General features: G+C 69.3%; 23 protein-coding genes and 1 pseudogene. 8 read left to right on the top strand and 16 right to left on the bottom strand.

Annotated features, from left to right (window positions below):
• Window positions 1-26: 26 nt before the first annotated feature.
• Window positions 27-1089: pseudogene (locus AQJ84_RS45265) on the bottom strand (IS630 family transposase).
• 164 nt (window positions 1090-1253) lie between these two features.
• The gene (locus tag AQJ84_RS28795; protein WP_059198880.1) at window positions 1254-1589 is read right to left on the bottom strand and encodes a hypothetical protein; all 336 of its coding nucleotides are present in this window, start codon (window positions 1587-1589) and stop codon (window positions 1254-1256) included.
• Between the two features lie 319 nt (window positions 1590-1908).
• Between AQJ84_RS28795 and AQJ84_RS28805 the strand changes: the two genes are divergently transcribed.
• Entirely contained in the window at window positions 1909-2142 is a 234-nt protein-coding gene (locus tag AQJ84_RS28805) for a hypothetical protein (RefSeq protein ID WP_128092230.1), read from the top strand.
• On the opposite strand, the gene AQJ84_RS28810 is transcribed toward AQJ84_RS28805, so the two are convergent.
• The 3 genes from AQJ84_RS28810 to AQJ84_RS28820 all read right to left on the bottom strand — a co-directional run bounded on the left by AQJ84_RS28810 (window position 2118) and on the right by AQJ84_RS28820 (window position 3719).
• Window positions 2118-2672 carry a hypothetical protein gene (locus AQJ84_RS28810; protein ID WP_063753077.1) on the bottom strand — a complete coding sequence of 185 codons (555 nt, stop codon included), beginning with the start codon at window positions 2670-2672 and terminating at the stop codon, window positions 2118-2120. The two genes, AQJ84_RS28805 and AQJ84_RS28810, sit on opposite strands and share 25 nt — an antisense overlap.
• 1 nt (window position 2673) lies before the next feature.
• Window positions 2674-2937 carry a DUF4873 domain-containing protein gene (locus AQJ84_RS28815; protein ID WP_030039563.1) on the bottom strand — a complete coding sequence of 88 codons (264 nt, stop codon included), beginning with the start codon at window positions 2935-2937 and terminating at the stop codon, window positions 2674-2676.
• Window positions 2938-3260: 323 nt separating this feature from the next.
• The gene (locus tag AQJ84_RS28820; protein WP_051869720.1) at window positions 3261-3719 is read right to left on the bottom strand and encodes a hypothetical protein; all 459 of its coding nucleotides are present in this window, start codon (window positions 3717-3719) and stop codon (window positions 3261-3263) included.
• Window positions 3720-3939: 220 nt separating this feature from the next.
• Here AQJ84_RS28820 and AQJ84_RS43205 point away from each other — a divergent pair, with 220 nt between their 5' ends.
• Window positions 3940-4113, top strand: coding sequence for a hypothetical protein (locus tag AQJ84_RS43205; protein WP_157874967.1), 174 nt, complete (start codon window positions 3940-3942; stop codon window positions 4111-4113).
• A 184-nt stretch (window positions 4114-4297) separates the two neighbouring features.
• On the opposite strand, the gene AQJ84_RS28825 is transcribed toward AQJ84_RS43205, so the two are convergent.
• Window positions 4298-4498 carry a hypothetical protein gene (locus AQJ84_RS28825; RefSeq protein WP_030039565.1) on the bottom strand — a complete coding sequence of 67 codons (201 nt, stop codon included), beginning with the start codon at window positions 4496-4498 and terminating at the stop codon, window positions 4298-4300.
• A 157-nt stretch (window positions 4499-4655) separates the two neighbouring features.
• Between AQJ84_RS28825 and AQJ84_RS28830 the strand changes: the two genes are divergently transcribed.
• On the top strand, window positions 4656-5189 hold the full coding sequence (locus AQJ84_RS28830; protein WP_128092231.1) for a hypothetical protein: 534 nt from the start codon (window positions 4656-4658) through the stop codon (window positions 5187-5189).
• A gap of 57 nt (window positions 5190-5246) precedes the next feature.
• Here AQJ84_RS28830 and AQJ84_RS43210 read toward each other — a convergent pair whose 3' ends face one another.
• Window positions 5247-5387, bottom strand: a complete 141-nt coding sequence (locus AQJ84_RS43210; RefSeq protein ID WP_157874968.1) for a hypothetical protein — start codon at window positions 5385-5387, stop codon at window positions 5247-5249.
• Window positions 5388-5820: 433 nt separating this feature from the next.
• On the bottom strand, window positions 5821-6141 hold the full coding sequence (locus tag AQJ84_RS28840; protein ID WP_225877175.1) for a hypothetical protein: 321 nt from the start codon (window positions 6139-6141) through the stop codon (window positions 5821-5823).
• Between the two features lie 793 nt (window positions 6142-6934).
• On the opposite strand from AQJ84_RS28840, the gene AQJ84_RS43615 reads away from it, so the two are divergent.
• A complete protein-coding gene (locus AQJ84_RS43615; RefSeq protein ID WP_128092232.1) occupies window positions 6935-7288 on the top strand; it encodes a hypothetical protein in 354 nt (117 codons plus the stop codon).
• Between the two features lie 161 nt (window positions 7289-7449).
• Here the strand turns inward: AQJ84_RS43615 and AQJ84_RS28850 are convergent, their stop codons facing one another.
• Entirely contained in the window at window positions 7450-8238 is a 789-nt protein-coding gene (locus tag AQJ84_RS28850; RefSeq protein WP_053191912.1) for a DnaA ATPase domain-containing protein, read from the bottom strand.
• A 330-nt stretch (window positions 8239-8568) separates the two neighbouring features.
• A complete protein-coding gene (locus AQJ84_RS44790; RefSeq protein WP_259294338.1) occupies window positions 8569-8691 on the bottom strand; it encodes a hypothetical protein in 123 nt (40 codons plus the stop codon).
• A 164-nt stretch (window positions 8692-8855) separates the two neighbouring features.
• Between AQJ84_RS44790 and AQJ84_RS28855 the strand changes: the two genes are divergently transcribed.
• Entirely contained in the window at window positions 8856-10952 is a 2097-nt protein-coding gene (locus tag AQJ84_RS28855; protein WP_128092233.1) for a hypothetical protein, read from the top strand.
• 186 nt (window positions 10953-11138) lie between these two features.
• Here AQJ84_RS28855 and AQJ84_RS28860 read toward each other — a convergent pair whose 3' ends face one another.
• Together AQJ84_RS28860 and AQJ84_RS28865 are read right to left on the bottom strand one after the other, a co-directional pair.
• The gene (locus tag AQJ84_RS28860; protein WP_030039571.1) at window positions 11139-11792 is read right to left on the bottom strand and encodes an MBL fold metallo-hydrolase; all 654 of its coding nucleotides are present in this window, start codon (window positions 11790-11792) and stop codon (window positions 11139-11141) included.
• Window positions 11793-11838: 46 nt separating this feature from the next.
• Window positions 11839-12528 (bottom strand): maleylpyruvate isomerase family mycothiol-dependent enzyme, encoded by a 690-nt coding sequence (locus tag AQJ84_RS28865; protein ID WP_030039572.1) that lies wholly within the window; start codon window positions 12526-12528, stop codon window positions 11839-11841.
• Window positions 12529-12751: 223 nt separating this feature from the next.
• Here AQJ84_RS28865 and uvrA point away from each other — a divergent pair, with 223 nt between their 5' ends.
• From uvrA to AQJ84_RS28880, 3 genes are all read left to right on the top strand, one after another.
• Complete coding sequence (uvrA, locus tag AQJ84_RS28870) at window positions 12752-15826, top strand: excinuclease ABC subunit UvrA (RefSeq protein WP_053191914.1); 3075 nt, start codon at window positions 12752-12754, stop codon at window positions 15824-15826.
• 295 nt (window positions 15827-16121) lie between these two features.
• A complete protein-coding gene (locus AQJ84_RS28875) occupies window positions 16122-16541 on the top strand; it encodes a DUF4231 domain-containing protein (RefSeq protein ID WP_051869725.1) in 420 nt (139 codons plus the stop codon).
• On the top strand, window positions 16538-18490 hold the full coding sequence (locus tag AQJ84_RS28880; RefSeq protein ID WP_030039575.1) for a tetratricopeptide repeat-containing protein: 1953 nt from the start codon (window positions 16538-16540) through the stop codon (window positions 18488-18490). The genes AQJ84_RS28875 and AQJ84_RS28880 overlap by 4 nt, the downstream gene beginning before the upstream one ends.
• Window positions 18491-18543: 53 nt before the next feature.
• Here AQJ84_RS28880 and AQJ84_RS28885 read toward each other — a convergent pair whose 3' ends face one another.
• The 4 genes from AQJ84_RS28885 to AQJ84_RS28900 form a co-directional block, all read right to left on the bottom strand.
• Window positions 18544-19449 (bottom strand): carbohydrate kinase family protein, encoded by a 906-nt coding sequence (locus AQJ84_RS28885; protein WP_030039576.1) that lies wholly within the window; start codon window positions 19447-19449, stop codon window positions 18544-18546.
• Window positions 19450-19513: 64 nt separating this feature from the next.
• Window positions 19514-20566, bottom strand: a complete 1053-nt coding sequence (locus AQJ84_RS28890) for a LacI family DNA-binding transcriptional regulator (RefSeq protein ID WP_030039577.1) — start codon at window positions 20564-20566, stop codon at window positions 19514-19516.
• A gap of 206 nt (window positions 20567-20772) precedes the next feature.
• A complete protein-coding gene (locus AQJ84_RS28895) occupies window positions 20773-21729 on the bottom strand; it encodes a hypothetical protein (protein WP_053191916.1) in 957 nt (318 codons plus the stop codon).
• A gap of 514 nt (window positions 21730-22243) precedes the next feature.
• Window positions 22244-22480, bottom strand: a complete 237-nt coding sequence (locus AQJ84_RS28900; protein WP_037802578.1) for a hypothetical protein — start codon at window positions 22478-22480, stop codon at window positions 22244-22246.
• Between the last annotated feature and the right edge of the window lie 31 nt (window positions 22481-22511).

A 22511-nucleotide genomic window follows, 5' to 3' on the forward strand; every position in this document is an offset into this window, starting at 1 on the left:
TTACTGACCTTGAATGCGTGATGTCGTCATGGTTGCTGGCGCCGGAGGCCGGTGCCGGTGAGGCAGCCGTCGAGGACGTCGGGGCGATACTGGAGCTGGCGTAGGCCGCGCCGGACGGCGGTGATCAGGTCGTTGGGGTCGGCGAAGGCGCGGTTGGCTGTGGTGGTGCGTCGCAGGACGGACCAGAAGCCTTCGACCGGGTTGAGGTCGGGTGCGTAGGGCGGTAGTTGGAAGACGGTGAGCCAGTCGCGGCCGGCGATGTAGCGGCGCATGCCAGCCGTCAGGTGGGTGTTGAGATTGTCCCAGACCAGCACGATCGGGCCGCCAAGCTGCTGGTGGGCGGTCTGGATCAGGTCGCGGTAGTCCTTCCAGGAGAAGCTCTTGCGTCCGTCAGGCCGGGCGTCCGCGCAGGGCCGGTAGATCAGCCGCGAGGGTTCGCCGGCCTTGTAGCAGGCCAGGGCGGCCACCGATAAGCGGCGGCGGGAGCGGCCCCGGACGCGGATCACCGGGGTGTGTCCGCGGCGGGACCAGGTGCGGGTGGTCGGCGGCGTCATCGAGAATCCGGCTTCGTCCTCGAAGACGAGCCAGGCGTCGAGCGCCGCCACGGTCCTTCCACGTTCGGCCAGGTCTCTTTCATCCAGCCGGCCACCAGGTTCTCGTCCCGCTCGATTGCCCGCCGGGCGGGGACTGGCAGCTCCAGCCGTGCCGCTTGAGCATGGCGGCCACCCCTTGCACGGTGTAGCTCTTGTGGAAGCGGCGTCCGATCAGCGTCTTGATCCGTGACAGGGTCCAGGTCTGGTCCGGCCAACCGTGTGCCACCGGCCCCTTGGCCAGCTCCCGCTCGAGCACGGCGAACAGTTCGTCACTGAGCAGCGGCAGCGATGCCGGGCCCTTGGAGGCCAGGGCCCGGGGCCCGTTCTGCGACCAGGCTCTGCGCCACCGCTGTACCGACCGGACGCTGACCCGCAGGTCGTGAGCGATGACCGTGTTCTCGTCGCCCTGCCTGAACCGCTCGGCCGCCTCCATCCTCAACTTCTCGCGGAAAGCCCGCCGTTCGTCGGTCAGTCCGCCCCCTTGCGCATACCTCATGCGGTCGGCATACCGCAGGGATCATGAGGCGTCAGCCCCTACGACACCACGCTTTGAAGCTCAGTAGGCAGGGGACTTTCACCCCTTAGTTCAGCTGACGGTGGCCGGACAGCGGGGGACTCTAACTTTCCTCAGTGTGACGCCAAGGGAGGTCACCGGCCGGACTACTTGGCCTGCCCCTTGAAGGGGTCGAGACGCAACACGTGAACCACAGCCGTGATCATGAACGCCCATACCGCGATGGGGAACAGGGCATTCACGTGCGGTTGGGCCACAGCGAAGCCGAACACGGTGGCGCTGCCGAGGAAATACAGGGCCCCGACCCACGCGGGAACAATGCCGCGCCGCCAAGCCACAGCGAACGGCAGGAACGCCAGCACGGACATGCTGACGAGCGGCACCGCACCCCAGACCCAGCGCTGCCACGGAGCGCGGAACATGCGCGGACGTGTGGAGTAGGTCAGGTGCGCGCTCGGCGTCGGATCCCCCTGTGTGTACATGCCGCACAGGATGACCCGGAGAGGCGCAGGCCGCCGCCCGTTTGCGGATACTGCGGCCGGATCGGTCATCGTGGTGGCATGGCGAGGTGCTGAGCATCCGTGTTGCGTCGCTCGGTCGGCGGAGTGCGGATGCGCCCGTGCGACGTCAGGGTGACGCTGACGGCATGGCTTCCGCGATGCCCGTGATCGTCTACCCGCCCGGCGAGGACGGCGGCCGGCGTGTCCGCCTCGGCGACCACTTCGTCGGTATGGCGTACAGGGTCCTGGACATTGCCGCGTTCGTGCAGGAAGCCGGATTGCAGGACTGGGACGACACGCGATGCTCACGAGAGCCGAGCTTGCCGGGGCGGTGCTGCTGACCGACGACCGGGACGCGAGCCGTATGGCCGGCCGCAAGAGCCTCACGTCTTGGGACACCACCCGATTGCTTGCAGACTTCCACTTCAGCGGGGATCTGGAGTGGGAGGAGGCGCGGCAGGCCCTCCAGCGGATGGACGACGCAGGCCGCGGGGTCCGCATACCTGCGAGCTACCAGGAATTCATACAGGGCTGATTGACGGTCCCAGGGGTGGGGAGGGAGGCAGGGCGGGGGAGGAAGCACCGCCCGTTTCCCGTTGGGTCGCCCGGTCCTGTCCCTAAAGTGGCCGGGCTCTTGATCACCACTCCAGCGTCCGGCCGGCCGTCGGGGTCCGGACGGCCGGCCGGACGTGACTGGTTCCAGCGGGTGGCGACGCGCTTCATCTCGGGGTCGCTCATGGCTTCGATGCGCTGCATGACGATGGTGCGCCCGGGGTCGACGGCGATGACCTTGGCGGCCATGCGCCTGTACCGGGCGAGCCACTTGGCCGTGGGCATCGTGTGGATCAGGTAGACGTCGACCTTGTCGCGATGCTCGAACGCCTCGTACATGGCGGCGTACCGAGCCTTGTGGGCGACGCGCAGCAGGTCCGGCTCCTGGTTCCACTGCGGGGCGCCGGGGCCGGAGAGAGAGCGGGCGATGCGGTCGAGGTCGATGACGATGTCACGCGCGGTGGCGTGCGCGAGGCTGGCGGCCCGGTGACGATGTAGAGCACGCGGCGTCACCTCACTCGAAGGGTGGTGCTCCGCTTCCGAAGATCGTTACAGCCGACATGTTGAGGGTCCACTCCAGGAAGGTGAAGGTGTCTTCGCTTCCATCGGGCAGCCGGAGCCTTGGGCGCTGGTCCTGCTGGATTTCGAAGCAGATGTCTGGAGAGGCGGCTGTGAGTCGGCCGCTCCAGTAGCGGCCGTTCTCGCTGGCTCGCAGGTCGACTTGCACCTCGTAGGTCTGGCCGTTCGAGGTGACGGTGGCAGATCCCATGTACGGCATACGCTCATGGTGGCGGTAGCTCGGGGGACTGTCACCACCGCCGTGAGGCCCAGGGGTTGGGGCGGGGTCCGGTGCGGTTGCCTCGCGCTGAGTTGCAGCGGCGGTGTGGGCTGCGGGCGTTGGCGGGGTCGAGGAGGTCGCTGCCCTTGGAGAGCGGCTGCTCGTGGTCGAGGGTGAGACAGCGGGGGGCTTTGCGTTCAGTTCGTAGCCGATGTTGTGGCCGCAGATCCAGTAGTGGAGGCGTTGGGCTCGGGGCCAGGCGCAGACTCGGCGGTAGGGGCGCCCGTTGCGAGGGTTGGCGGTCACGGGCGCCCTCCCGTCCCTCAGGGGGTAGGCGTGGCCGTCAGCAGGCTGTTGGTGACGTCCTCGATGGCCTGGTTGAGCTCGTCCTCGGGCAGGTTGCCGCAGACCTTGACGCCTTCGGTGGCGTCGACGCCGCCGCCTGTGCTGCGGAGTTCGCCTTCGATCCAGGCCCGGCACTCGGGGCTGACGCCGGTGGTGGTGATCGCTTCGGGCAGGGCGCTGTTGACGGCTGCGCCGACCTGGTCGGCCATGAGCTCGCCGGCGTACTTCTCCAGGGTCTTGGTGGCGATGGCGTCGCACTGGGACGGGTGGGTGCCGGGTGTGGCTGTGGCACCGGCGTCGATGGCGTCCTTGAGCTGCTTGCGCATGGCGGTCTTGCATGCGGCTGGGTCGGCCTTGGCGTCGTCTCCGCCGCTGCACGCGGTGAGGGTGGCGGTGAGGGCGAGGAGGGCGGCGCAGGCGGCTGTGCGGGTCTTCATGGTTCCCCCGGGCTTGGATGCTGAGGGGGCATCATGCGATGCGTGGAGCCGTCGTGGGGGCGCTGTGGCCGTGTTGTGACGCTCGGGGGTCCACCGCCCGGCTGTGAGCGGCAGCCTCATCGCCGCGCAAGGTCAGTTGCCAGATCCTTCTGCGCGCACGCCCTATCGGTTATGTCCGATAGGCGGTTGAATGGCTCATTCGCCTTCATGCGGGGGACTCATGACAGTTGTCGCTTCTGCTCAGTTCCTGCTGGCCGAGGATGTGGGCTCGTGGTCGATCGCCCATTGGGTCGGCGTGATTGTGTCGGTCCTCGTAGGCACCGTGTTGCTGATTGCCTTGACCATTGCCGCGCTGTCGGGGGCGAGGACGGCTGTGCCGTCGTGCTGGCCTTGATCGTGGCGGCTTCCTTTATCGCGTACATCGTGTGGTCTTGGTGGCTCGGCCCCTTCATCGGCCATCTGTAGCCGGGCACGACGAAGCCCCGGCCGGGGTGGTGGCCGGGGCTTCGTGTGCGTCTGTGGTGCCTGTTTCGGGGCACAATTATTCACCGAGATCGTGACACGGCCCTGACCTGCGGTCAAGCGGCGTTGCGTGCTTGGCGTTCGGCGGCGAGGGCGGCGGCGTCGGGGGCGGCGTACCAGGGTTGTCGTGGTGTGCCGCCGGAGCGGGTGAGGCGGCCGCGGCGGACCAGCTGCCGGACAGTGACCAGCTCGACGCCGAGGACGCGGGCGGTCTGGTGGGCGGTGAGGTGGCCGGGCAGGATCATGTGCGACTCCATGGCCCCATGATGCGGCAGGGTCAGCTGGGTGGCGGGTTCTGGTTCTGCCCCTGTCGGACCGTCGCGGCTGTGTGTTTCGCAGCGACCAGGCGTCTGACAGCCCACTCATCACGCTAGTCCCCTGTCACGAGATTGTGGAGACCGTTATCGTCCCGGCATGAACTGGGGAGATGCACCGGGGTGGGGCGCACTTGTGGTCGCGATCGTGGCAGCCGTGTTCAGCGGCGTGGCTCTGAAGCACAGCAACGCGTCGGCTGACGCGGCCAAGCGGTCTGCAGACTCATCGGACCGCAGCGCCGCAGCTGCCGAGCGCTCGGCAGTGGTGGACGAGGCGACGCTGGCCGAGATCCGCCGGGAGACGGAGGAGCGGCGAGCAGCAGAAGAAGAGGCTGCCCGGCCGAGGCCTGCCTTCGTGGTGGAGGCCTCCGCGCGACAGGCGTGGGACGGCACCCAGGCGCCGTACCGGCGGTACATCCTGCGTAACACCGGGACCGGGCCAGCGACCAACGTAAGGGGCATGCTGCCTGAGCAGACGGGGGTAAGCGTGAACTTCCCATTCGGGGAATCCCTACGACCTGGTGAGGGATACGAGTTCACCGTCGACGAGGATGGGAGGTTCCCGCCCGTCATAGCGATCCATCTGACCTGGGATGGACAAGACGAGCCAGTTGCGGTTCCCGTGCCACAGTGACTCCGCAACCCTGCGAAGGCCCGGCACCTCAATAGCGGGTGCCGGGCCTTCTAACGTTCAGCGGTTGTTGGGGCAGGGAACGGCGATGCCTTCGAGGTCGAGGTGGTGGGTCTTGGCCTCAGCGCCGGGACGGGCTGGCGTGGCGATGAGGGTGCCGCCACAGCCGCAGGCCTGGAAGACGACGGTTGAGCCGGTCATGGATACCTCCATTGGGGTGAGGGTCCTTCGGTCTCTACGGTCGCGGCTGGGCACCCAGACAGTGGGGACCCCAACTTTCCTTCGCGTGCCGTGGCGCCTCAGCGTCTGCCTGCCTCATGCGTCCGGCGCCACGCGTTGTGCACCCGCCGGCCGACGCGCAGCCGAAGCTTCTTCCCACGGCAGCGCGGGCACGTCCGCACCTTCCGGAACCACTCGATCTGCCCCGCCCCGGCGCACCTGCGGCACGGAGCGAACGGCTTCACCGCGCACAACACTGAGTAACCGTCGAGCCAGAGCACGAGCGCGGCCATAGCAAGCCACATGGGGTGTCTCCTCCTGCTGAGGTGGGTGTTTCCCGTTTCCTGGGGGTGCTCCTGCTAGACGCTAGATAGCTGATCACAGGGGATTTGGGCCGCTAGCGGGTCTGCTAGACCTAGCAGGGCCGGGTGCGCCGTGGCCGACCAAGGCGGTGATGAGCTTGCGGGCCCTGGCTTTGGTCAGCCGCTTCGCGGCCGTCGCGCAGCGCTGCTGGATAGCGCGCGGGCCGATGTCGCTGCTTGATCACCTTGGCGAACTCGGCGTCGAACCGCTCCTCGCCGACCTTCTCCGCGAGCGTGGCCAGGGACTTCCCCTGCGCCTTGGTGGCCGGCTCCGTCTTCGCCTTCTCGGCGCGCTTGCGCCGCGGGGCGTAGATCCGCTCGTTCTCGGCCTTGCCGACCGCCTCAGCCTCCGGGCTGCGGCAGGTGATGTGCACGGACTCGTACCAGGTCTGAGCGCCCGGCTTGCTCCATGAACGGCTACTTCCAGCGGGTCGACGGCTGGGAAGACAACGCCACCGCCGGCCTCACCTGACCTCTACCCACCAGAGCAGCTGGGTCGGCGGAAGGTTCGCTGCCCGAACTGAGGGTTGGCCGGGACGTTCTCGTGCCACGTGGTCACCGGGGTCCGGCCCTACTGGGGCCCCGGTGACCACGTGGCACAGCCGCCCGGCTCCTTCGGGGTTACCGGATCAGGGAGCGCAACACGGGGATGCTGGCGCCTCCGCCGGTCAACCCGGCAAGGACAGCTCCGGCCAGGGGGCTGCCGCTGAGGAAGGTAAGAGTTCCGCCCACACAGCCGATGAGCAGCGCTGCCAGGAGCACCACCGTGGTGTGCACCGTAAGGAACGGCGGTATGTCTGCTGAGGGCGCAGCGGGGCGATGTCCTAGGCGTGAGGTACGTTCGTTCATGGGTCTCCTGTCTCGATCACAGCGGTGGGGCCCGACAACAGGCGAGAGGGAGATCCAGCGGGTCGCGGCAGCTGTAGGAGGCGGGCCGCGCCGGAGGATCTCCCTTCGTCATGCGAAGGGTTGGCGCAGCGCCGAATCTATGGCACGTCACTGACAACCGGGGCTCGCTCACGGCGCCCGAGCGCGCAACTCGACGCAGTAGAGGGCGCATTCTGGGCACGCAACTGACAACTAGGCGGCTAGGAGTGAAAACCGCAGTTCAGCGGGCGTCTGCGATTGATCCCGCCGTGTGCTGTCGCCGTTCAGTTCGGCTTGCGCGTGACGCGCATCACGGTGTTCGGCGTGTCGGGTCTGTGGAGAGCCGTTCCTGATCTACGTCATGACCAGGAGGAGCTTCTTGCCCATCGACGTGATGTACGTCTTGTGCTTGCCACCCTTGGCCACGACGTTCGCGCCGCGCTCGATGTGGGCGGTGTTCTCCAGCAGCTCCTGGTAGGCGAAGTACGCGACCCAGTTTGGCTACGCCGACGCCAACCCGTGAAGGTCTACCTGATGACGGCCTCGACCTTCTCGACGATGAAGTCCGGCATCGGCTTCAGGAACGACATCGTCCGCGGAGTCGTCGACCTTGTCCTTGCGGAGGGAGCTGTCCTCGATCGAGGTTCAACGTAGGACTCAGGGGCAGGTCCGTGGTGCTGAGGGTGGACGCGACGATCGAGCCGCCGACAGAGCTTCGGCCGGGGCGGCCCCCAATGCCGTCGTTCTTAATGCGGTTGGTCAGCTCGGTGACTGTGTTGTAGATGGAGTGCCGCTCGGCCATCAGATTGCGGATCTTACGGTCCGCGTGCATGACGGTCGTGTGGTCGCGGGCCGCCGCACAGCGCGCCGATCTTCGGCAGCGACAGGTGGGTCAGCTCGCGGCACAGGTACATGGCGATCTGCCGGGCCGTGAGCAGCTGCCGACTCCGACAACTGCCGAAGAGGTCGTCGATGGTAAGGCCGAAGTAGTCGGCCGTCGTGCCCATGATGGCCGTCGAGGTGATCTCCGGCGTGGAGTCGTCGCCCCCGGGGTCAGGTCCTTGAGGACGGTCTCCGTCAGGCCCGGGTCCACCGGCTGCCGGTTGAGCGACGCGAAGGCCGTCACCCGGATTGTTGGCGTTGTGGAGCGTGTTGAAGGTGTGGAAGAACTCCTCCTGCGCCGACTCCTTGTCCGCGAGGAACTGGATGTCGTCGACGAGCAGGATGTCCATCTCGCGGTAGCGCTTGCGGAAGCTGTCGTCCTTGCCGTCGCGGATGGAGCTGATGAACTTGTTGGTGAACTCCTCGGAGCTCACGTACCGCACCCGCGTGCCCAGGTAGAGGCTGCGCGCGTAGTGCCCGATCGCGTGCAGCAGGCGCGTCTTGCCGAGGCCCGACTCCCCCTGAACAGGGGGTGTAGGCCTTCGCGGACGCCTCGGCCACCGCGGTCGCATGGGCGAAGCGGGTGGAGCGCTGATGACGAACGTGTCGAAGAGGTACTTCAAGTTCAGGCGGGCGGTCGGCTCGCCCTGGCCGATGACGAGCGCGAGGGGGCCGCTGGCGATGCCGGGCGACCCCCTCGCCTTGCCGCTCTGGCTTGTCATGCGCGTTCCCCGCGCAGCACGACGATCGCCATGCAGCCACCTTCTGCCGTGGTGCTCGATTCTCAACTGGCCGTCGGAGCCTGGGCTTCGGCCTGCCGGGCGCGTACACCAGTGCCGGACCTGTCCGGGGTCGACCAGTCCGGTTCGTCGCCGGGGTCCTTCGTCGCCCGCCACCGCCGCCCCAGCCGCCGACCGGAAACGGCTCGCTGGAGATCGCGCGGGCAGGCAGCTCCTGCACGGGCGGGGAACTCGGGTTCCACTCCGCTGCCGATGCGACAGCCAAGCGGACGAGTCCGGGGGCCGCCTGGACAGGAGGCCCCCGGATGGGAATTAGAAGGAGAGGTGGCCCAGCAGCCAGGCGACGAAAGTTCCGGCCGCACCGGAGACGACTCCGCCCAGGACGGCGTAGACAAGGGCCAGGCGCTCGGGGCGCGTCAGGTGCTTACGGGACATGGGACCTCCATGGGTCGCGATCAGCGGGTAGGCAGCTGGCCAGCTCGCTCTCGACACTCGGCCCAGCACAAAGATCGACTCCCAATTGCGACGAGCGCCCCGCCTGCGGCGGTATCGGTGCTGTTCAGGCTGTACCCGGGACCGGAGCGGGGGATGATGGTGCGATGAGTCGCAACAAGGGGGGCGGGCCCACCAGGCGGCCGCGAAGGCTGGAGCGGGCACGGGTGAAATGGCCGCGTCCGTTGCGGGAGTTGAAAGATCTGCTGTACGAGGCGTACCTGGCGGCGAACGCCCCGAGCCTGGACGACATGACTGCGGACATCGAGGCCGACGACAACCTCGCAGGGGCGCCGAGCCGGGACACCATCAGCCGCACCATCAGCTCCCCGAACCTGTCGCCCAGCCAGGCTGACGCGGTCTCCATCGCCATGGTGCTCGCCCGCCGCGCCGCGTGGGACGAGGGCGATCTGGCCGCGCGGGTGCGCAAGCTGTGGACCGAGGCCGGGATGTACACCTCTGCGGGTCGGCCGATCAGCGAGTTCGACGACCTGCTTGTCCTGGACCGTCTGGAGGTGCACCCGGCCCTTGACGTCGGCGCTGCCATCGGCAAGCTCGGCGCGCTGCCGGCCTACGTCCCGCGGGAGTTCGACGCGCGGCTGCGTTCGGTGGTGTCCGCCGCCGAGAGCGGGCAGAGCGGCATCGCGGTCCTGGTCGGCGGGTCCTCCACGGGCAAGACCCGGGCCTGCTGGGAAGCGGTGAAGCAACTGCCGGACGGATGGCGGCTGTGGCACCCGATCGAGCCGGACCGCCCCTCAGCGGTGTTCGGGCAATCGGACCTGGTGGCGCCGCAGACCGTGGTGTGGCTCAACGAAGCCCAGGACTACCTCCTGGACCAGGAGCACAGCGCGCAGGTCGCCTCCGGCCTCCGTGAGCTGCTGAACACCCCCGAGCGCGGCCCTGTGCTGGTCCTGGGCACCATCTGGCCCGAGCAGTGGGACGCACTCGCCTACGTCCCCGTTCCCGCGACGGGGTCGGACCTGTATTCGCAGGCCCGCCAACTGGTCACGAACAAGAGCATCACTGTCCCCGAGGTCTTCACCGTCGATGAGCTGAAGACCGCAGAGGTCACCGCCACCAGCGACCCCCGCCTGGCCGAAGCCCTTCGACACTCAGAGCAAGGGCAGGTCACCCAGTATCTGGCTGGCATCCCCGCCCTGGTCGAGCGGTACCGCACCGCGCCCCCGGCGGCGAAAGCGCTGATCGAGGCCGCCATGGACGTCCGCCGCCTCGGTCACGGCACTGCCCTGCCCCTGGCTCTGCTGGAAGCCGCTGCCGAGGGCTACCTCACCGACACTCAGTGGGACCTGCTGGACGACGACTGGCTCGAACAAGCCCTCGCTCATGTCGCCCGCCCGGTGCGCGGCACCCGCGGCCCGCTGAGCCGCATCCGCCCTCGGCGCGGCCAAGCCGCTCCTGCCCAGCCCCACTACCGCCTCGCCGACTACCTCGAACAACACGGCCGACGTTCCATCGGCACCGTTCCTCGGGCTCCCGACGCCCGCGATGCTCCCGTTGTCCCCGTTCCGGCTCACACGTGGGACGCTCTGATTGATCACGGTACTCCCGCAGCCCGCGCATCACTGGCCCGCGCAGCCCACGCCCGTGGTCTTCTCCGCATCGCCATGCTTCTCTACCGGAGCGCCGCCGAGGCCGGCGACACCCGTGCGCTGAGACCGGCGGCCGACCTCTTGCGGGTGGCTGACCGGATGGAGGAGGTGATCGCCTGGTACCAGCGCGGCGCCGAGTCTGGCGACCTTCTCGCCCTCGGATGGGCAGTCTTGTTGCTGACGAGGCACGGCAGGACGGACGAAGCATTCACGTGCCACCAGCGTGCTTCCGAGGCAAGTGATTCCGCCCCCTTGGGGATGGACACCCTGCCGGAGAAGATGGAACAAATCGAGGCCGCGGATGCCTGGGTCCAGCGCAACGTCGTCGACGGCGCGAGGGTTACCACGGAGTGGGCCCCACTGATGTTGAGGGACGACTATGCCTGGTTGTTGCAGAAGCCCACACGGATAGCCGAGGCCTTGGAGCGGCTGCGGCTCCACGCTGAAGCTGGCAATACCGGCGCCATGACGCTGGCGGCCGATCTGCTGTGCGCGGCCGGACGGGTGGAAGAGGGGAGAAGGCTGAGGCAGTACGGCTGGGAGCCGAAGGGATGGATTGCGGAGAGGTGGGAGGTTCCGCTGCCTGCCAGGTGAACCCCGCCCAGCAGACCGCAGCCCATGCAACAGCCCCCGACCCTGGCGGTCACTGCTGCCGGCGTCGGTGACGGTGCTCTCTATAGGCCACCGTCCGTGGGGCTTGACCCTCCCGAACGTTGAGCGGGCCTGAACGCGCGACCGCCCCCTATTCGGTTTCGAAGCAGGGGCGGTCGTCGTGGACGGTTACCAGCCTCGTGCGCGCCACTCCGCGAGGTGGGGCCGCTCCGTGCCGATGGTGGTGTCGTTGCCGTGGCCGGGGTAGATCCACGTCTCGTCGGGCAGGACGTCGAAGAGCTTGGTCTCTAGGCCGCCCATCAGGGAGTTGAACTCTTCCGGACGTGTTGTCCTACCGGGACCGCCCGGGAAGAGGCAGTCCCCGGTGAAGACGTGGGGGTGTCCGTGCGGGTCGTCGTAGACGAGGGCGATCGAGCCCGGCGTGTGGCCGACCAGATGGCGCGCGGTGAGTTCCACGCGCCCCACCCGGATGGTGTCGCCGTCGTCGACCAGTACGTCGGTCGCCACGGGGATGCCCTCGGCGTCGTCCCGTCCCGCGTACGTGCGCGCGCCCGTGGCCGCGACGACGTCGGCGAGCGCCTGCCAGTGGTCGCCGTGCTGGTGCGTGGTGACGACCGACGCGATGCCGTCGTGACCGATGCTGCCGAGCAGGGTCTCCGCGTCGTTGGCGGCGTCGATCAGCAGCTGCTCGTCGGTGGCCCGGCAACGCAGCAGATAGGCGTTGTTGTTCATCGGGCCGACCGCGATCTTTGTGATCATCAGGTCCTTGAGCTCGTGCACGTCCGCCGGGCCGCCGACCGTCACCTGTCCGCTGTACGTCATGACCGCCAGCCTATAGCGGGGCGCCGTTCGTGGTCCGGCCACGGGCTCACAGCGGAGGCAGGGCCGGCAGGGTGCCGTCCTTCACCGTCAGCGCGGAGCCGTCGCGGCGCCCCGCGAGCCAGCCGAGCAGGTCGGCGGCGGGACCCTCGACCACGACCGGTCCGCCTCCGGCACCGCCGCCGGTGGTCAGGGTCCGGCCCTCGCCGGTGCTCATGCGGGTCGCGGGCACGTCCTTGTGGCCTGCGAAGCGCGCCGCGAGGAAGTCGGTCTCCCGCCGTACGAACTCCTGCGGGAGGTCCTCCAGCTCGTACCCGATCCCGAGGTCGACGTGGTGCAGCTCCACCTCGATCCACCGTCGGAAGGGCACCCGGGACGCGGTGTCGGTGACACCGTGCCGCAGCTCCACCGTGCGCGACCAGTCCGCCGGAACGGCTGCCGTCTCCTGGAAGCGGGCCGCACTGTCGCGCAGGTCGGAGAGCTGGACGTCGAGCGGACGCGGGGCGTCACGCTCGATGTCGGCGTCCCTGGCTTCGCCGGAGACGTACATGGGACGGCCCTCGAGGACGTTGACGAGCGCGTCCGCGTTACGGGAGAGATGGGCGAGCACGTGACCGCGCGTCCAGCCGGGCAGCCGTGACGCCTCGGTCACAGTCGCGTTGTCCAGGTCGGCGACTGCGGTGAGCAGCCGGTCGGTCGCCTCACGTACAGACGCCAGGTCATGAGCGTGATCAATCATGCTGCTGACCCTAGCCCCGCCACCCCTTTGGGTGAAGCTGGTGAAGCTGTGCCGTAAATCGAATGCACGTGCTATATGGTCGGGCGTGGCGTCGGGCATGCTGGATGGCTGGGGATTGTTATGCATCCCGGAATCCGACCGGCGTTGTCAGTGGCTCCCCCTAGTCTGAGAAAGCACGGGGGCCTCGCCCCTGTCACTTCTCTCAAGAAAGGTGCGGACCGGCGTGGCCGACCGTCTCATCGTCCGTGGCGCGCGCGAGCACAACCTGAAGAACGTCTCGCTCGACCTGCCTCGCGACTCGCTCATCGTCTTCACGGGCCTGTCCGGGTCGGGCAAGTCCTCCCTGGCCTTCGACACCATCTTCGCCGAGGGCCAGCGGCGCTATGTGGAGTCCCTCTCCTCGTACGCCCGCCAGTTCCTCGGCCAGATGGACAAGCCGGACGTCGACTTCATCGAGGGCCTCTCGCCCGCGGTCTCCATCGACCAGAAGTCGACCTCGCGCAACCCCCGCTCCACGGTCGGCACCATCACCGAGGTCTACGACTACCTGCGCCTGCTCTTCGCGCGCATCGGCAAGCCGCACTGTCCCGAGTGCGGCCGCCCGATCTCGCGCCAGTCGCCGCAGGCCATCGTCGACAAGGTGCTGGAGCTGCCGGAGGGCAGCCGCTTCCAGGTGCTGTCGCCGCTGGTGCGCGAGCGAAAGGGCGAGTTCGTCGACCTCTTCGCCGACCTCCAGACCAAGGGCTACTCCCGCGCGCGCGTGGACGGCGAGACGATCCAGCTCTCCAGCCCGCCCACCCTGAAGAAGCAGGAGAAGCACACCATCGAGGTGGTCGTCGACCGCCTCACGGTGAAGGACTCCGCCAAGCGCCGCCTCACCGACTCCGTGGAGACCGCGCTCGGCCTGTCCGGCGGCATGGTCGTGCTCGACTTCGTGGACCTCCCCGAGGACGACCCGGAGCGCGAGCGCATGTACTCGGAGCACCTGTACTGCGCGTACGACGACCTCTCCTTCGAGGAGCTGGAGCCCCGCTCCTTCTCCTTCAACTCGCCCTTCGGAGCCTGCCCCGAGTGCACCGGCATCGGCACCCGCATGGAGGTCGACCCCGAGCTGATCGTCCCGGACGAGGACAAGTCCCTCGACGAGGGCGCCATCCACCCCTGGTCGCACGGCCACACCAAGGACTACTTCAGCCGCCTGATCGGCGCCCTCGCGGACGCGCTGGGATTCCGTACGGACATCCCCTTCGCAGGTCTGCCGCAGCGTGCCAAGAAGGCACTGCTCCAGGGCCACAAGACCCAGATCGAGGTCCGTTACCGCAACCGGTACGGACGCGAGCGCGTGTACACCACGCCCTTCGAAGGCGCGGTCCCCTTCGTCAAGCGCCGGCACAGCGAGTCCGAGAGCGACGCCAGCCGCGAGCGCTTCGAGGGCTACATGCGCGAGGTGCCCTGTCCCACCTGTGAGGGCACCCGCCTCAAGCCGATCGTCCTCGCGGTCACCGTCATGGGGAAGTCGATCGCCGAGGTCTCCGGGATGTCCATCAGCGACTGCGCGGACTTCCTGGGCGAGCTGAAGCTCAGCGCCCGCGACAAGAAGATCGCCGAGCGGGTGCTGAAGGAGGTCAACGAACGACTGAGGTTCCTGGTCGACGTCGGTCTGGACTACCTCTCCCTGAACCGGGCGGCCGGCACGCTCTCCGGCGGCGAGGCCCAGCGCATCCGCCTGGCCACCCAGATCGGCTCCGGACTCGTCGGCGTCCTGTACGTTCTCGACGAGCCGTCGATCGGTCTGCACCAGCGCGACAACCACCGGCTGATCGAGACTCTGGTCCGGTTGCGCGACATGGGCAACACGCTCATCGTCGTGGAGCACGACGAGGACACCATCAAGATCGCCGACTGGATCGTCGACATCGGCCCCGGCGCCGGCGAGCACGGCGGCAAGGTCGTGCACAGCGGCTCCCTGAAGGAGCTGCTCGCCAACGCCGAGTCGCAGACCGGCCAGTACCTGTCCGGCAAGAAGTCCATCCCGCTGCCCGACATCCGGCGCCCGCACGACCCGTCCCGCCTGCTCACCGTGCACGGCGCCCGCGAGAACAACCTGCAGGACATCGACGTGTCCTTCCCGCTGGGCGTGTTCACCGCGGTCACCGGCGTGTCCGGTTCCGGCAAGTCGACGCTGGTCAACGACATCCTGTACACGCACCTGGCCCGTGAGCTCAACGGCGCCCGGAGCGTTCCGGGACGGCACACGCGTGTGGACGGCGACGACCTCGTGGACAAGGTCGTCCACGTCGACCAGTCACCCATCGGCCGTACCCCCCGGTCGAACCCGGCGACGTACACCGGCGTCTTCGACCACGTGCGCAGGCTCTTCGCCGAGACGACCGAGGCGAAGGTCCGCGGCTACCTGCCGGGCCGCTTCTCCTTCAACGTCAAGGGCGGCCGCTGCGAGAACTGCGCGGGCGACGGCACCATCAAGATCGAGATGAACTTCCTCCCGGACGTGTACGTCCCGTGCGAGGTCTGCCACGGCGCCCGGTACAACCGGGAGACCCTGGAGGTCCACTACAAGGGCAAGTCCATCGCCGACGTCCTGAACATGCCGATCGAGGAAGCCATGCACTTCTTCGAGGCCGTGCCGGCGATCTCCCGCCACCTGAAGACGCTCAACGACGTCGGTCTCGGCTATGTCCGTCTCGGTCAGTCCGCGACCACCCTCTCCGGCGGCGAGGCCCAGCGCGTGAAGCTCGCCAGCGAGCTCCAGAAGCGCTCCACCGGGCGCACGGTCTACGTTCTGGACGAGCCCACCACCGGTCTGCACTTCGAGGACATCAGCAAGCTGCTGACAGTCCTGGCCGGACTCGTCGACAAGGGCAACACGGTCATCGTCATCGAGCACAACCTCGACGTGATCAAGACCGCCGACTGGGTCGTCGACATGGGCCCCGAAGGCGGTGCCGGCGGCGGGCTGGTCGTCGCCGAGGGCACGCCCGAGGAGGTCGCGGCGGTCCCCGCCAGCCACACCGGCAAGTTCCTCCAGGAGGTCCTCGGCGCCGACCGGATCAGCGACGCGGCCTCGGTGAAGGCCCCGCGCAGGGCGACGGCCAAGAAGTCCGTGGCGGCCACATCGGCGGCGAAGAGGACCGCCACGGCCAAGACGGCGACCGCGAAGACGGCCAAGGCGACCGCGAAGACGGCCAAGGCCGTCAACAGCACGACCGCGAAGGGGGCGGCCGCAGTCACCAAGAAGGCCGCGCCCGCGAAGAAGACGACCCGGGCCCGCAAGGCCTGACGGGGGAGCGGGAAGCGCGACCCCTTCGAAGGCGGGGCCGCTGCGGGCTGAGCACAACAAGCCCGCGGCGGCCCCGGCTTCGTCGTGAACACCCCCCGCGGCTCACTCCCCACGGCTCACGGCTCACGGCCTACGACACACGCCGGGCAACGACCGGCGTTCTTGCCGAGCCCGCGCGCTTACGCCATCGTGATCGTGTCGGTACGGCCCGTGACCGCGCGGGGCCGCGCCGCGAAGGACCACAGAGGGGGAGCCGGTGGGGGAGCCTGAAGTTCCGGCAGCCAGAAGCGGGCCGATGCAGCCACGCGGGGCACGGTCGGCCGAGGTCACATGGGAGCGCCTGCAGGACCAGATGACATGGTTCGACCGCAAGAGCAGTCATGCCCAACGGCGGTTCAAGCAGCTGAAGTTGTCCACGCTGCTGCTCGCGGCGGGACTTCCGGTGGTGGTCGCGGCGTCCGCGCCCACCTGGATCGCGGCCCTGATGGGCGCCATGATCGCCGTCATCGAGGGCGCGCAGCAGCTGTTCAAGTTCCAGGAGAACTGGATCAACTACCGCTCCTCGTGCGAGAACCTGCGCCGCGAGCAGTACCTGTATGTGGCCCGAGCGGGGCACTACGCGCAGGCGGCGGACGTCGACGTCCTGCTGGCCGAGTCCATCGAGCGGATTCTCAGCAACGAGACCACGCACTGGGCGGAACGGGAGACAGCATGATCGTGGTTTTCACCGGCCGGCGTCCCTCAGGACCCGACGGCGTCCTTCCCGATTCCGCCGTGGGGTGGCTCGAGGAGCGGCTGAAGCTCCTCTTCGCCGGGTTGCGGCCGCGGCTCGCCGTGGGATCGGCCGCCGCGGGCACGGACCTGCTGGCCGCCGGGGCGGCACTGCGCGCCGGCATCCCGGTCGACCTCCTGGTCACCGAGGACCCCGAGGCGTTCGTCGCCGCCTCGGTCGCCGACCGGGGACGGCAATGGGAGGAGCGCTACCGCACGCTGACGGCGCGGGCGGAGGCCGCCTTGATCCCCGTACCGGGAGCACAGGCCGACGACGACGGGTTCCGTGCCGTCAACCAGGCGATCCTGCGTCATGCCCGGGACCGCCGTGGCGAGTCGGCCCAGCCCGCCGACGATCCCGAGGAACTGGTGGTGGTCGCGGTGACGGAGGGGGACCGGGAGGGAGAGGACCACACCGGGTCCCTGATCCGGGCGGCACAGGCCAACGGTGACCTCGTGCTGCGCCTCAGTCCCTCGCAGAGCCAGGCCGGTGCTCCGACGGCGTTCGTCGCCATGCCTTACGGCGGCAAGGCCGACGCCACCCGGGAACTCAAGCGGTTCGAGGCGGACGAGACCTGGCACCGAGTGCTCGTACCCGCCCTGCTGGGCAGCGGCTACCGGCCGATCCGCACTGACCTTGAGGCCGGCCTGAAGAGCATCGACGCGCGCATGCTGCACAGCATCAACACCGCCGACCTCTTTGTGGCGGACCTCGCCACCCTCAACCCCAACGTCCTGTGGGAGTTGGGTGTGCGGCACGCCTGGCGGCCGGCCGCCACCCTTCTCATGGCGCCGCACTGGGTGACACCGCCCTTCGACCTGGGGCATTCGACCATTCAGCGCTACGAGCGGGGAATGAAGAAGGTCAGCGACCGGCAGGCGGTCGAGGCCATTCGCAAGCTCCAGAGCGCGCTGAGCGCGGCGCGGGGAGCCGACAGTCCGGTGTGGGCGGTGTTCCCCGCACTGGAACCCGTCCAACTGCCCCCCGACGCCGACGTGGAGCTCTTCGCGCGGCTCACGCGGTACAGCGAGGAGATCTCCCTGGCAGCGGCTCTGCGCGACGCCCCGAAGCTGCTCGAAATCGCAGGCAAGGTGCGGAAGGACGGGTTGTCCGACAGCAACTGTCACGCCCAGCTGGAGCAGATCGGACTCGCCCTCGTGCAACTGGGAAAGCTCGAGGCAGGGCGGAAACTGCTCAAGCCGCTGGCCGAAGCCGACGCCGTCTTCGACCGGGTCCGTATGCAGCAGGGGTATGCGTTCACGCTGATACACCGTGAGGGGACGTCCGAGGAGCGGCTGGAGTACCTGCGGGAGGCCGAACGCAGACTACTGGCACTCGACGGACTGCACCCTGGGTCCTCCGAAACATGGGGCTTGCTCGGCAGCGCGGCCAAGCGAGCCTTCGAACTCGCTTTCAAGCTCGGAGGGAAAAAGTTGGCCTCCCCTCATCTGGCCCGAGCCATCGAGGCGTACCACAGCGGCATGGTGGCCGACCCCGGTGACTACTATCCGGGCATCAACGCGCTCGCCCTTGTGCGGGTCAGGGGACATCACTTCGGCGGAGGCCGGGGAGATGCTGCCCTGGCGCAGTCGCTGCTCCCGGTGGTCCGGTTCGCCGTCGAACGTCGCCCGATCAGCCCGCAAGACACCTGGGAGCACGCCACCCTCGCCGAACTCGCCGTCCACCACCACCTGTTGCAGGAGGACGTGGCTCTGGAGCCGCCCGCCGAAGCACTGTGCCACTACAGATACGCGGTCCAGTACGCCGACGGCGCCGAAGTCTCCTCCATGCGTCGCCAACTCGACCTCCTCCTGGCGGTGGGAGACCCGACCGAAGTGATCGAGCCACTGCTCGCCGTCCTCTCCGCAGCTGCCGAAGGGAACACCCTGTGACATCCGGGGCGGGGAGGACATCCTCGTCACGGTGAGGGAGCGTGATCGCCGTCTCAGGCCAGTTCCGCCGCGTACGGGGGCTCGGCCCCCGCGCGTGAGCAGGTGATCGCCGCCGCTCGCGCGGCGAAGCGCAGCAGGTCTGCCCAGCCGTCCGCGCCCAGACCGGCGAGCGCCTCCGGGGTCAGGACGTCCCGGGTGGACAGGCCGTGCAGCAGGGCGGCGTTCACGGTGTCGCCGGCGCCGATCGTGTCGACGACGTCGACCTTCTCGCCCGGCACCGAGTGCACGGCCCCGTCGCGGGTGAAGGCGGTCAGCCCGTCGCCGCCCTGGGTGATCACAACAGCCGCGGGGCCCGCGGCCAGCCACTCACGCGGGGTGCCGCCCAGCCACAGCGCGTCCTCCTCGGAGAGCTTGAGCAGCGACACCGAGGGCAGCCAGCTCTTGAAGCGGGTCCGGTAGGCGTCGGCGTCGGCTATCAGCCCCTCCCGGATGTTCGGGTCGAGCGCGGTGAACACGCCCTGCGCGGCCGCGGTCCGCATCAGCTCCTCGTAGGCGCTCGCGCCTGGCTCCAAAACGAGCGAGCAGGTGCCGAAGGAGATCGCGCGAGTCTGCTCGGGGAGCGCCGGGGGCGCCGTGAACAGCCGGTCCGCGGTGCCGTCGACGTAGAAGGAGTAGGCGGCCGAACCGTGTGTGTCGATGGTGGCGACCGCGAGCGTGGTCGGCTGCGGACCGCGCTGTACGGCCGTCACGTCCACTCCCTCCCGCCGCAGGCCGTCGAGCAGCGCCTCCCCGAAGGCGTCGGACGAGACGCGGGAGCAGAAGGCCGCGGGGGAGCCGAGGCGGCCGAGGGCCAGGGCCGTGTTGTACGGGCCGCCGCCGAGCGCCGGCTTCAGGCCCGCGAGGGCGCCCGTGCCCTGCGGTACCAGGTCGATCAGTGCCTCTCCGGCGACGACGATCACGAAAACGGTTCCTTTCCGGGACTCAGGGGGTGTGAGGGCTGCGGGGGAGCGAGGGCCGTGCGTGTCACCGAGGCCGCGGGGCCTCGGCCGAGCGCTCCGGCTCGTCGGCGCAGCCGCACGAGGTGCGGTGGACGAAGGCGCATTCGAGCCGCACGGTCCGGGCGGGCCGGTCCGGCGCGGCGAGCCGCTCCAGGAGCACCCGGACCGACTCGGCGCCGATCTGCCTGCCGGGCTGGGCGATCGCGGTCAACCGGGGCGTGAACAGGTCCGCCCATTCGAAGTCGTCGAAGCAGCACAACGCGATGTCGTCCGGCACGGACAGACCGTGTTCGCGCAGCGCGCGCAGGGCACCGATGGTCATCGCGTTGTTGGCGGTGACCAGGGCGGTGGGTGGCGCGGCGAGGGCCAGCAGGGCCGCGGTGGCCCGTTCGCCGCCGGCCGACGCGGAGTCGCCGTGCACGACGAGCCGCTCGTCGAAGGGGTAACCGGCGGCGGCGAGGCCGTGCCGGTAACCGGTGGTCCGCTCGCGGGTGGTGCTCAGCCCGGGGCGGCCCGCGACCAGGGCGATCCGGCGGTGGCCCAGCCCGGCGAGATGTGTGATCAGCCGGGCCGTCGGCTCGGCGCTGTCGGCGCAGACCTGGTCGAAGCGTGGCGCGTGGTCCTCGGGGGAGTCGATCACCCGGTCGAGGAACACGGCCGGTACGTCGTGACGCGTCAGGTAGGCGACCAGCTCGCGCGGGTCGGCCGAGGGCGCGACGATCATGCCGTCCACCCGCCGCTCGTGCAGGAGCTGGACGACTTTGCGCTCGTGCTCCGGATCGTCGTGCGGGTCGGCGATCAGCAGGCTGTAGCCGTGTTCCAGGGCGGCGGCCTCCACTCCCTGGAGGATCTCCGTGAAGTACGGATTGCTGATCGCCGACACCGCGAGGCCGATGGAGCGGGTGCGGGACGTCACCAGGGAGCGGGCGAGGGTGTTGGGCGTGTAGCCGAGCTCCTCGACGGCGTCCAGCACGGCCTGGCGGGTGTGCGGCAGGACCGGCCGCGTGTCGTTCAGCACGTGCGAGACGGTCGCCACGGACACGCCGGCGCTGCGTGCGACGTCAGCCATGGTCGGCATGGGTCACCCTCCCCGGAACGGTAGGGGGAACGTATCCCATTCGAGGGCAGACGTAAACGCTTGCGCAAGCGTTTACGCGGGATCACGTGCCGGGCGACGGACGGGACGGACGCGGAAGAGCTCCGCCGCTCACTCCCCCGGCGCGCTCACTCCCGATCCGGCGCGCTCACTCCCGATCCGGCGCGCTCACTCCCGATCCGGCGCGCTCACTCCCAGTCCCAGCCGATCCCCACGATCCCCGACCGCACCCGCGGCTCGACGAGGTGTACGGAGTGGTGCCTGCCGGTGAGGGGCAGCTCCTGGCGGCCGCTGCGTGGTGCCGCCGCCGAGTGCTGGGCGAACCGGTGGCAGCGGGTCGGCAGCGCGTGCTCGTCGAAGCGCACCTGGAGCGCGTACTGCCCGCCCGCCGGACCGAATCCGCGGACGTACTCCCGCGACGCTCCCGCCGTGCCGTCCTGGACGCCGTAGCGGAAGAGGAACGTGTCGCCGGCCCGCAGCCTGGTGTCGAAGAGCAGCTCCGCCACGAGCACGCCGGTGTCGGGGTCCGAACGCAGGCGTCCGGTACGGCAGTTCTCCAGGGCGTGGACGCGTATGCGCTCCGGCACGCACCCCGGGTCGCCGTGGTGGACGGCCACGAAACGGTCGACGCCGTCGCGGTGGGCCCGCACGATGTGGTGCGACTCGCGCCCCGCCAGTTCGCGGCGGGCGCCGATCCGTACCCGCTCGTGGTGTCCGAGGGTGTGCAGTCCGCCGTCGAGCGGCGAGTCCAGCTCGGCGAGCAGCTGCTCCAGGACGCCCGAGGCCTCGACGAGGGAGCGGTAGGAACGGGCGGCGGGCCGCTGCCCGGCCGGGTCCTCGTCGCTCTGGGCGAGCAGCCGGATCAGCGACTCCTCCGGCAGCTGGAGGATCTCCTCCAGAGCCCGTACGGCGCGCAGCGATTCGGGGCGCTGCGGACGGCGGGCGCCCTGCTGCCAGTAGCTCAGGCTCGTCACGCCGACCTTCACCCCGTGGCGCGAGAGATGGTGCTGTACACGCTGCAGCGGCAGCCCGCGGGCGGCGATCGCGGCGCGCAGCGCGACATGGAAGGGGCCGCCACGCAGGGCCGAGTCCAGTTCCGCGGTGGCGACGGTGACGACGTCCGCGTGCTGTGTGGCGTGCGGCATGCAGGGGCCTTTCTGTGGGCTTTCACAACGGCTGGTCAGGCCGTTCGCGGAAGGCGGTCGGGGGCCACCGCGCCGGCGCCGGGGGTCTTCACATCCGTACGCCGTCGTTCAGGCCCCGAGTTCCCCCGCATTGAAGCGTGTTGACCAAGTCCCGACAACACCTGATACCCGATCGCGGCCCACTCCTGGCCGACTTCGTGCCCTCACTCGGGCAGGAACCGGCGCGCGGGGGGCGGCGATCGCGGGGTGCGTCCTCGGGGCGGCTATGTGTGCCGCGCCGTACACGTGCTGGAGATGATGGCCGGAGTCGCGCTCCGTGCCGGAACATGCCGGAGACGCCGGGCGGTGCTGTGCCCGTGCCGGATGCGAAGGGTGGCGCCGGGTGGTGCTGTGCCCGTGCTGGACGCGAAGGGCGGCGCCGGGTGGTGCTGTGTCCGTGCCGGACGCGAAGGGTGGCGCCGGGTGGTGCTGTGTCCGTGCCGGACGCGAAGGGTGGTGCCGCGTCCCGGCCCTTCTAGAGGTGTCGGCCGGTGCCGCGGCGCTCCTCGATCAGCCGCTTGGCGCGGACGATGTCGGGGTCTCGCGGGTCGAGGGAGTCGTACGGCGCGTAAGGGTCGTTCGTGGTCCGGTCCGTACGACCCGACCGCCGTCGCTTCTCGATCCGTGTACGCCGCATGTCCCGCAGCCCTCCGACGACGACGCCGTCCTCGCCGGACGGTCGGTCCCTCTGTACCCGCAGTGACTTGAGCATTCCCCGCCTACGTGCCCAAGTAGTCACGGCA

The sequence above is a fragment of the Streptomyces resistomycificus genome, from assembly GCF_001514265.1.
GTDB lineage: Bacteria > Actinomycetota > Actinomycetes > Streptomycetales > Streptomycetaceae > Streptomyces > Streptomyces resistomycificus.

Bases quoted from the DNA above. Each gene is read 5' to 3' on its own strand.
- AQJ84_RS28875 (WP_051869725.1), top strand. From the start codon at position 16,122: ATGCAGCCACGCGGGGCACGGTCGGCCGAGGTCACATGGGAGCGCCTG.
- AQJ84_RS28805 (WP_128092230.1), top strand. From the start codon at position 1,909: ATGCTCACGAGAGCCGAGCTTGCCGGGGCGGTGCTGCTGACCGACGAC.
- AQJ84_RS28795 (WP_059198880.1), bottom strand. From the start codon at position 1,589: ATGTACACACAGGGGGATCCGACGCCGAGCGCGCACCTGACCTACTCC.
- AQJ84_RS28900 (WP_037802578.1), bottom strand. From the start codon at position 22,480: ATGCTCAAGTCACTGCGGGTACAGAGGGACCGACCGTCCGGCGAGGAC.
- AQJ84_RS28825 (WP_030039565.1), bottom strand. From the start codon at position 4,498: ATGGAGTCGCACATGATCCTGCCCGGCCACCTCACCGCCCACCAGACC.
- AQJ84_RS28850 (WP_053191912.1), bottom strand. From the start codon at position 8,238: ATGACAAGCCAGAGCGGCAAGGCGAGGGGGTCGCCCGGCATCGCCAGC.
- AQJ84_RS43210 (WP_157874968.1), bottom strand. From the start codon at position 5,387: ATGACCGGCTCAACCGTCGTCTTCCAGGCCTGCGGCTGTGGCGGCACC.
- AQJ84_RS28890 (WP_030039577.1), bottom strand. From the start codon at position 20,566: ATGCCGACCATGGCTGACGTCGCACGCAGCGCCGGCGTGTCCGTGGCG.
- AQJ84_RS28855 (WP_128092233.1), top strand. From the start codon at position 8,856: ATGAGTCGCAACAAGGGGGGCGGGCCCACCAGGCGGCCGCGAAGGCTG.
- AQJ84_RS28865 (WP_030039572.1), bottom strand. From the start codon at position 12,528: ATGATTGATCACGCTCATGACCTGGCGTCTGTACGTGAGGCGACCGAC.
- AQJ84_RS44790 (WP_259294338.1), bottom strand. From the start codon at position 8,691: ATGTCCCGTAAGCACCTGACGCGCCCCGAGCGCCTGGCCCTTGTCTAC.
- AQJ84_RS28895 (WP_053191916.1), bottom strand. From the start codon at position 21,729: ATGCCGCACGCCACACAGCACGCGGACGTCGTCACCGTCGCCACCGCG.
- AQJ84_RS43205 (WP_157874967.1), top strand. From the start codon at position 3,940: ATGACAGTTGTCGCTTCTGCTCAGTTCCTGCTGGCCGAGGATGTGGGC.
- AQJ84_RS28880 (WP_030039575.1), top strand. From the start codon at position 16,538: ATGATCGTGGTTTTCACCGGCCGGCGTCCCTCAGGACCCGACGGCGTC.
- AQJ84_RS28860 (WP_030039571.1), bottom strand. From the start codon at position 11,792: ATGACGTACAGCGGACAGGTGACGGTCGGCGGCCCGGCGGACGTGCAC.
- AQJ84_RS28820 (WP_051869720.1), bottom strand. From the start codon at position 3,719: ATGAAGACCCGCACAGCCGCCTGCGCCGCCCTCCTCGCCCTCACCGCC.
- AQJ84_RS28815 (WP_030039563.1), bottom strand. From the start codon at position 2,937: ATGCCGTACATGGGATCTGCCACCGTCACCTCGAACGGCCAGACCTAC.
- AQJ84_RS28830 (WP_128092231.1), top strand. From the start codon at position 4,656: ATGAACTGGGGAGATGCACCGGGGTGGGGCGCACTTGTGGTCGCGATC.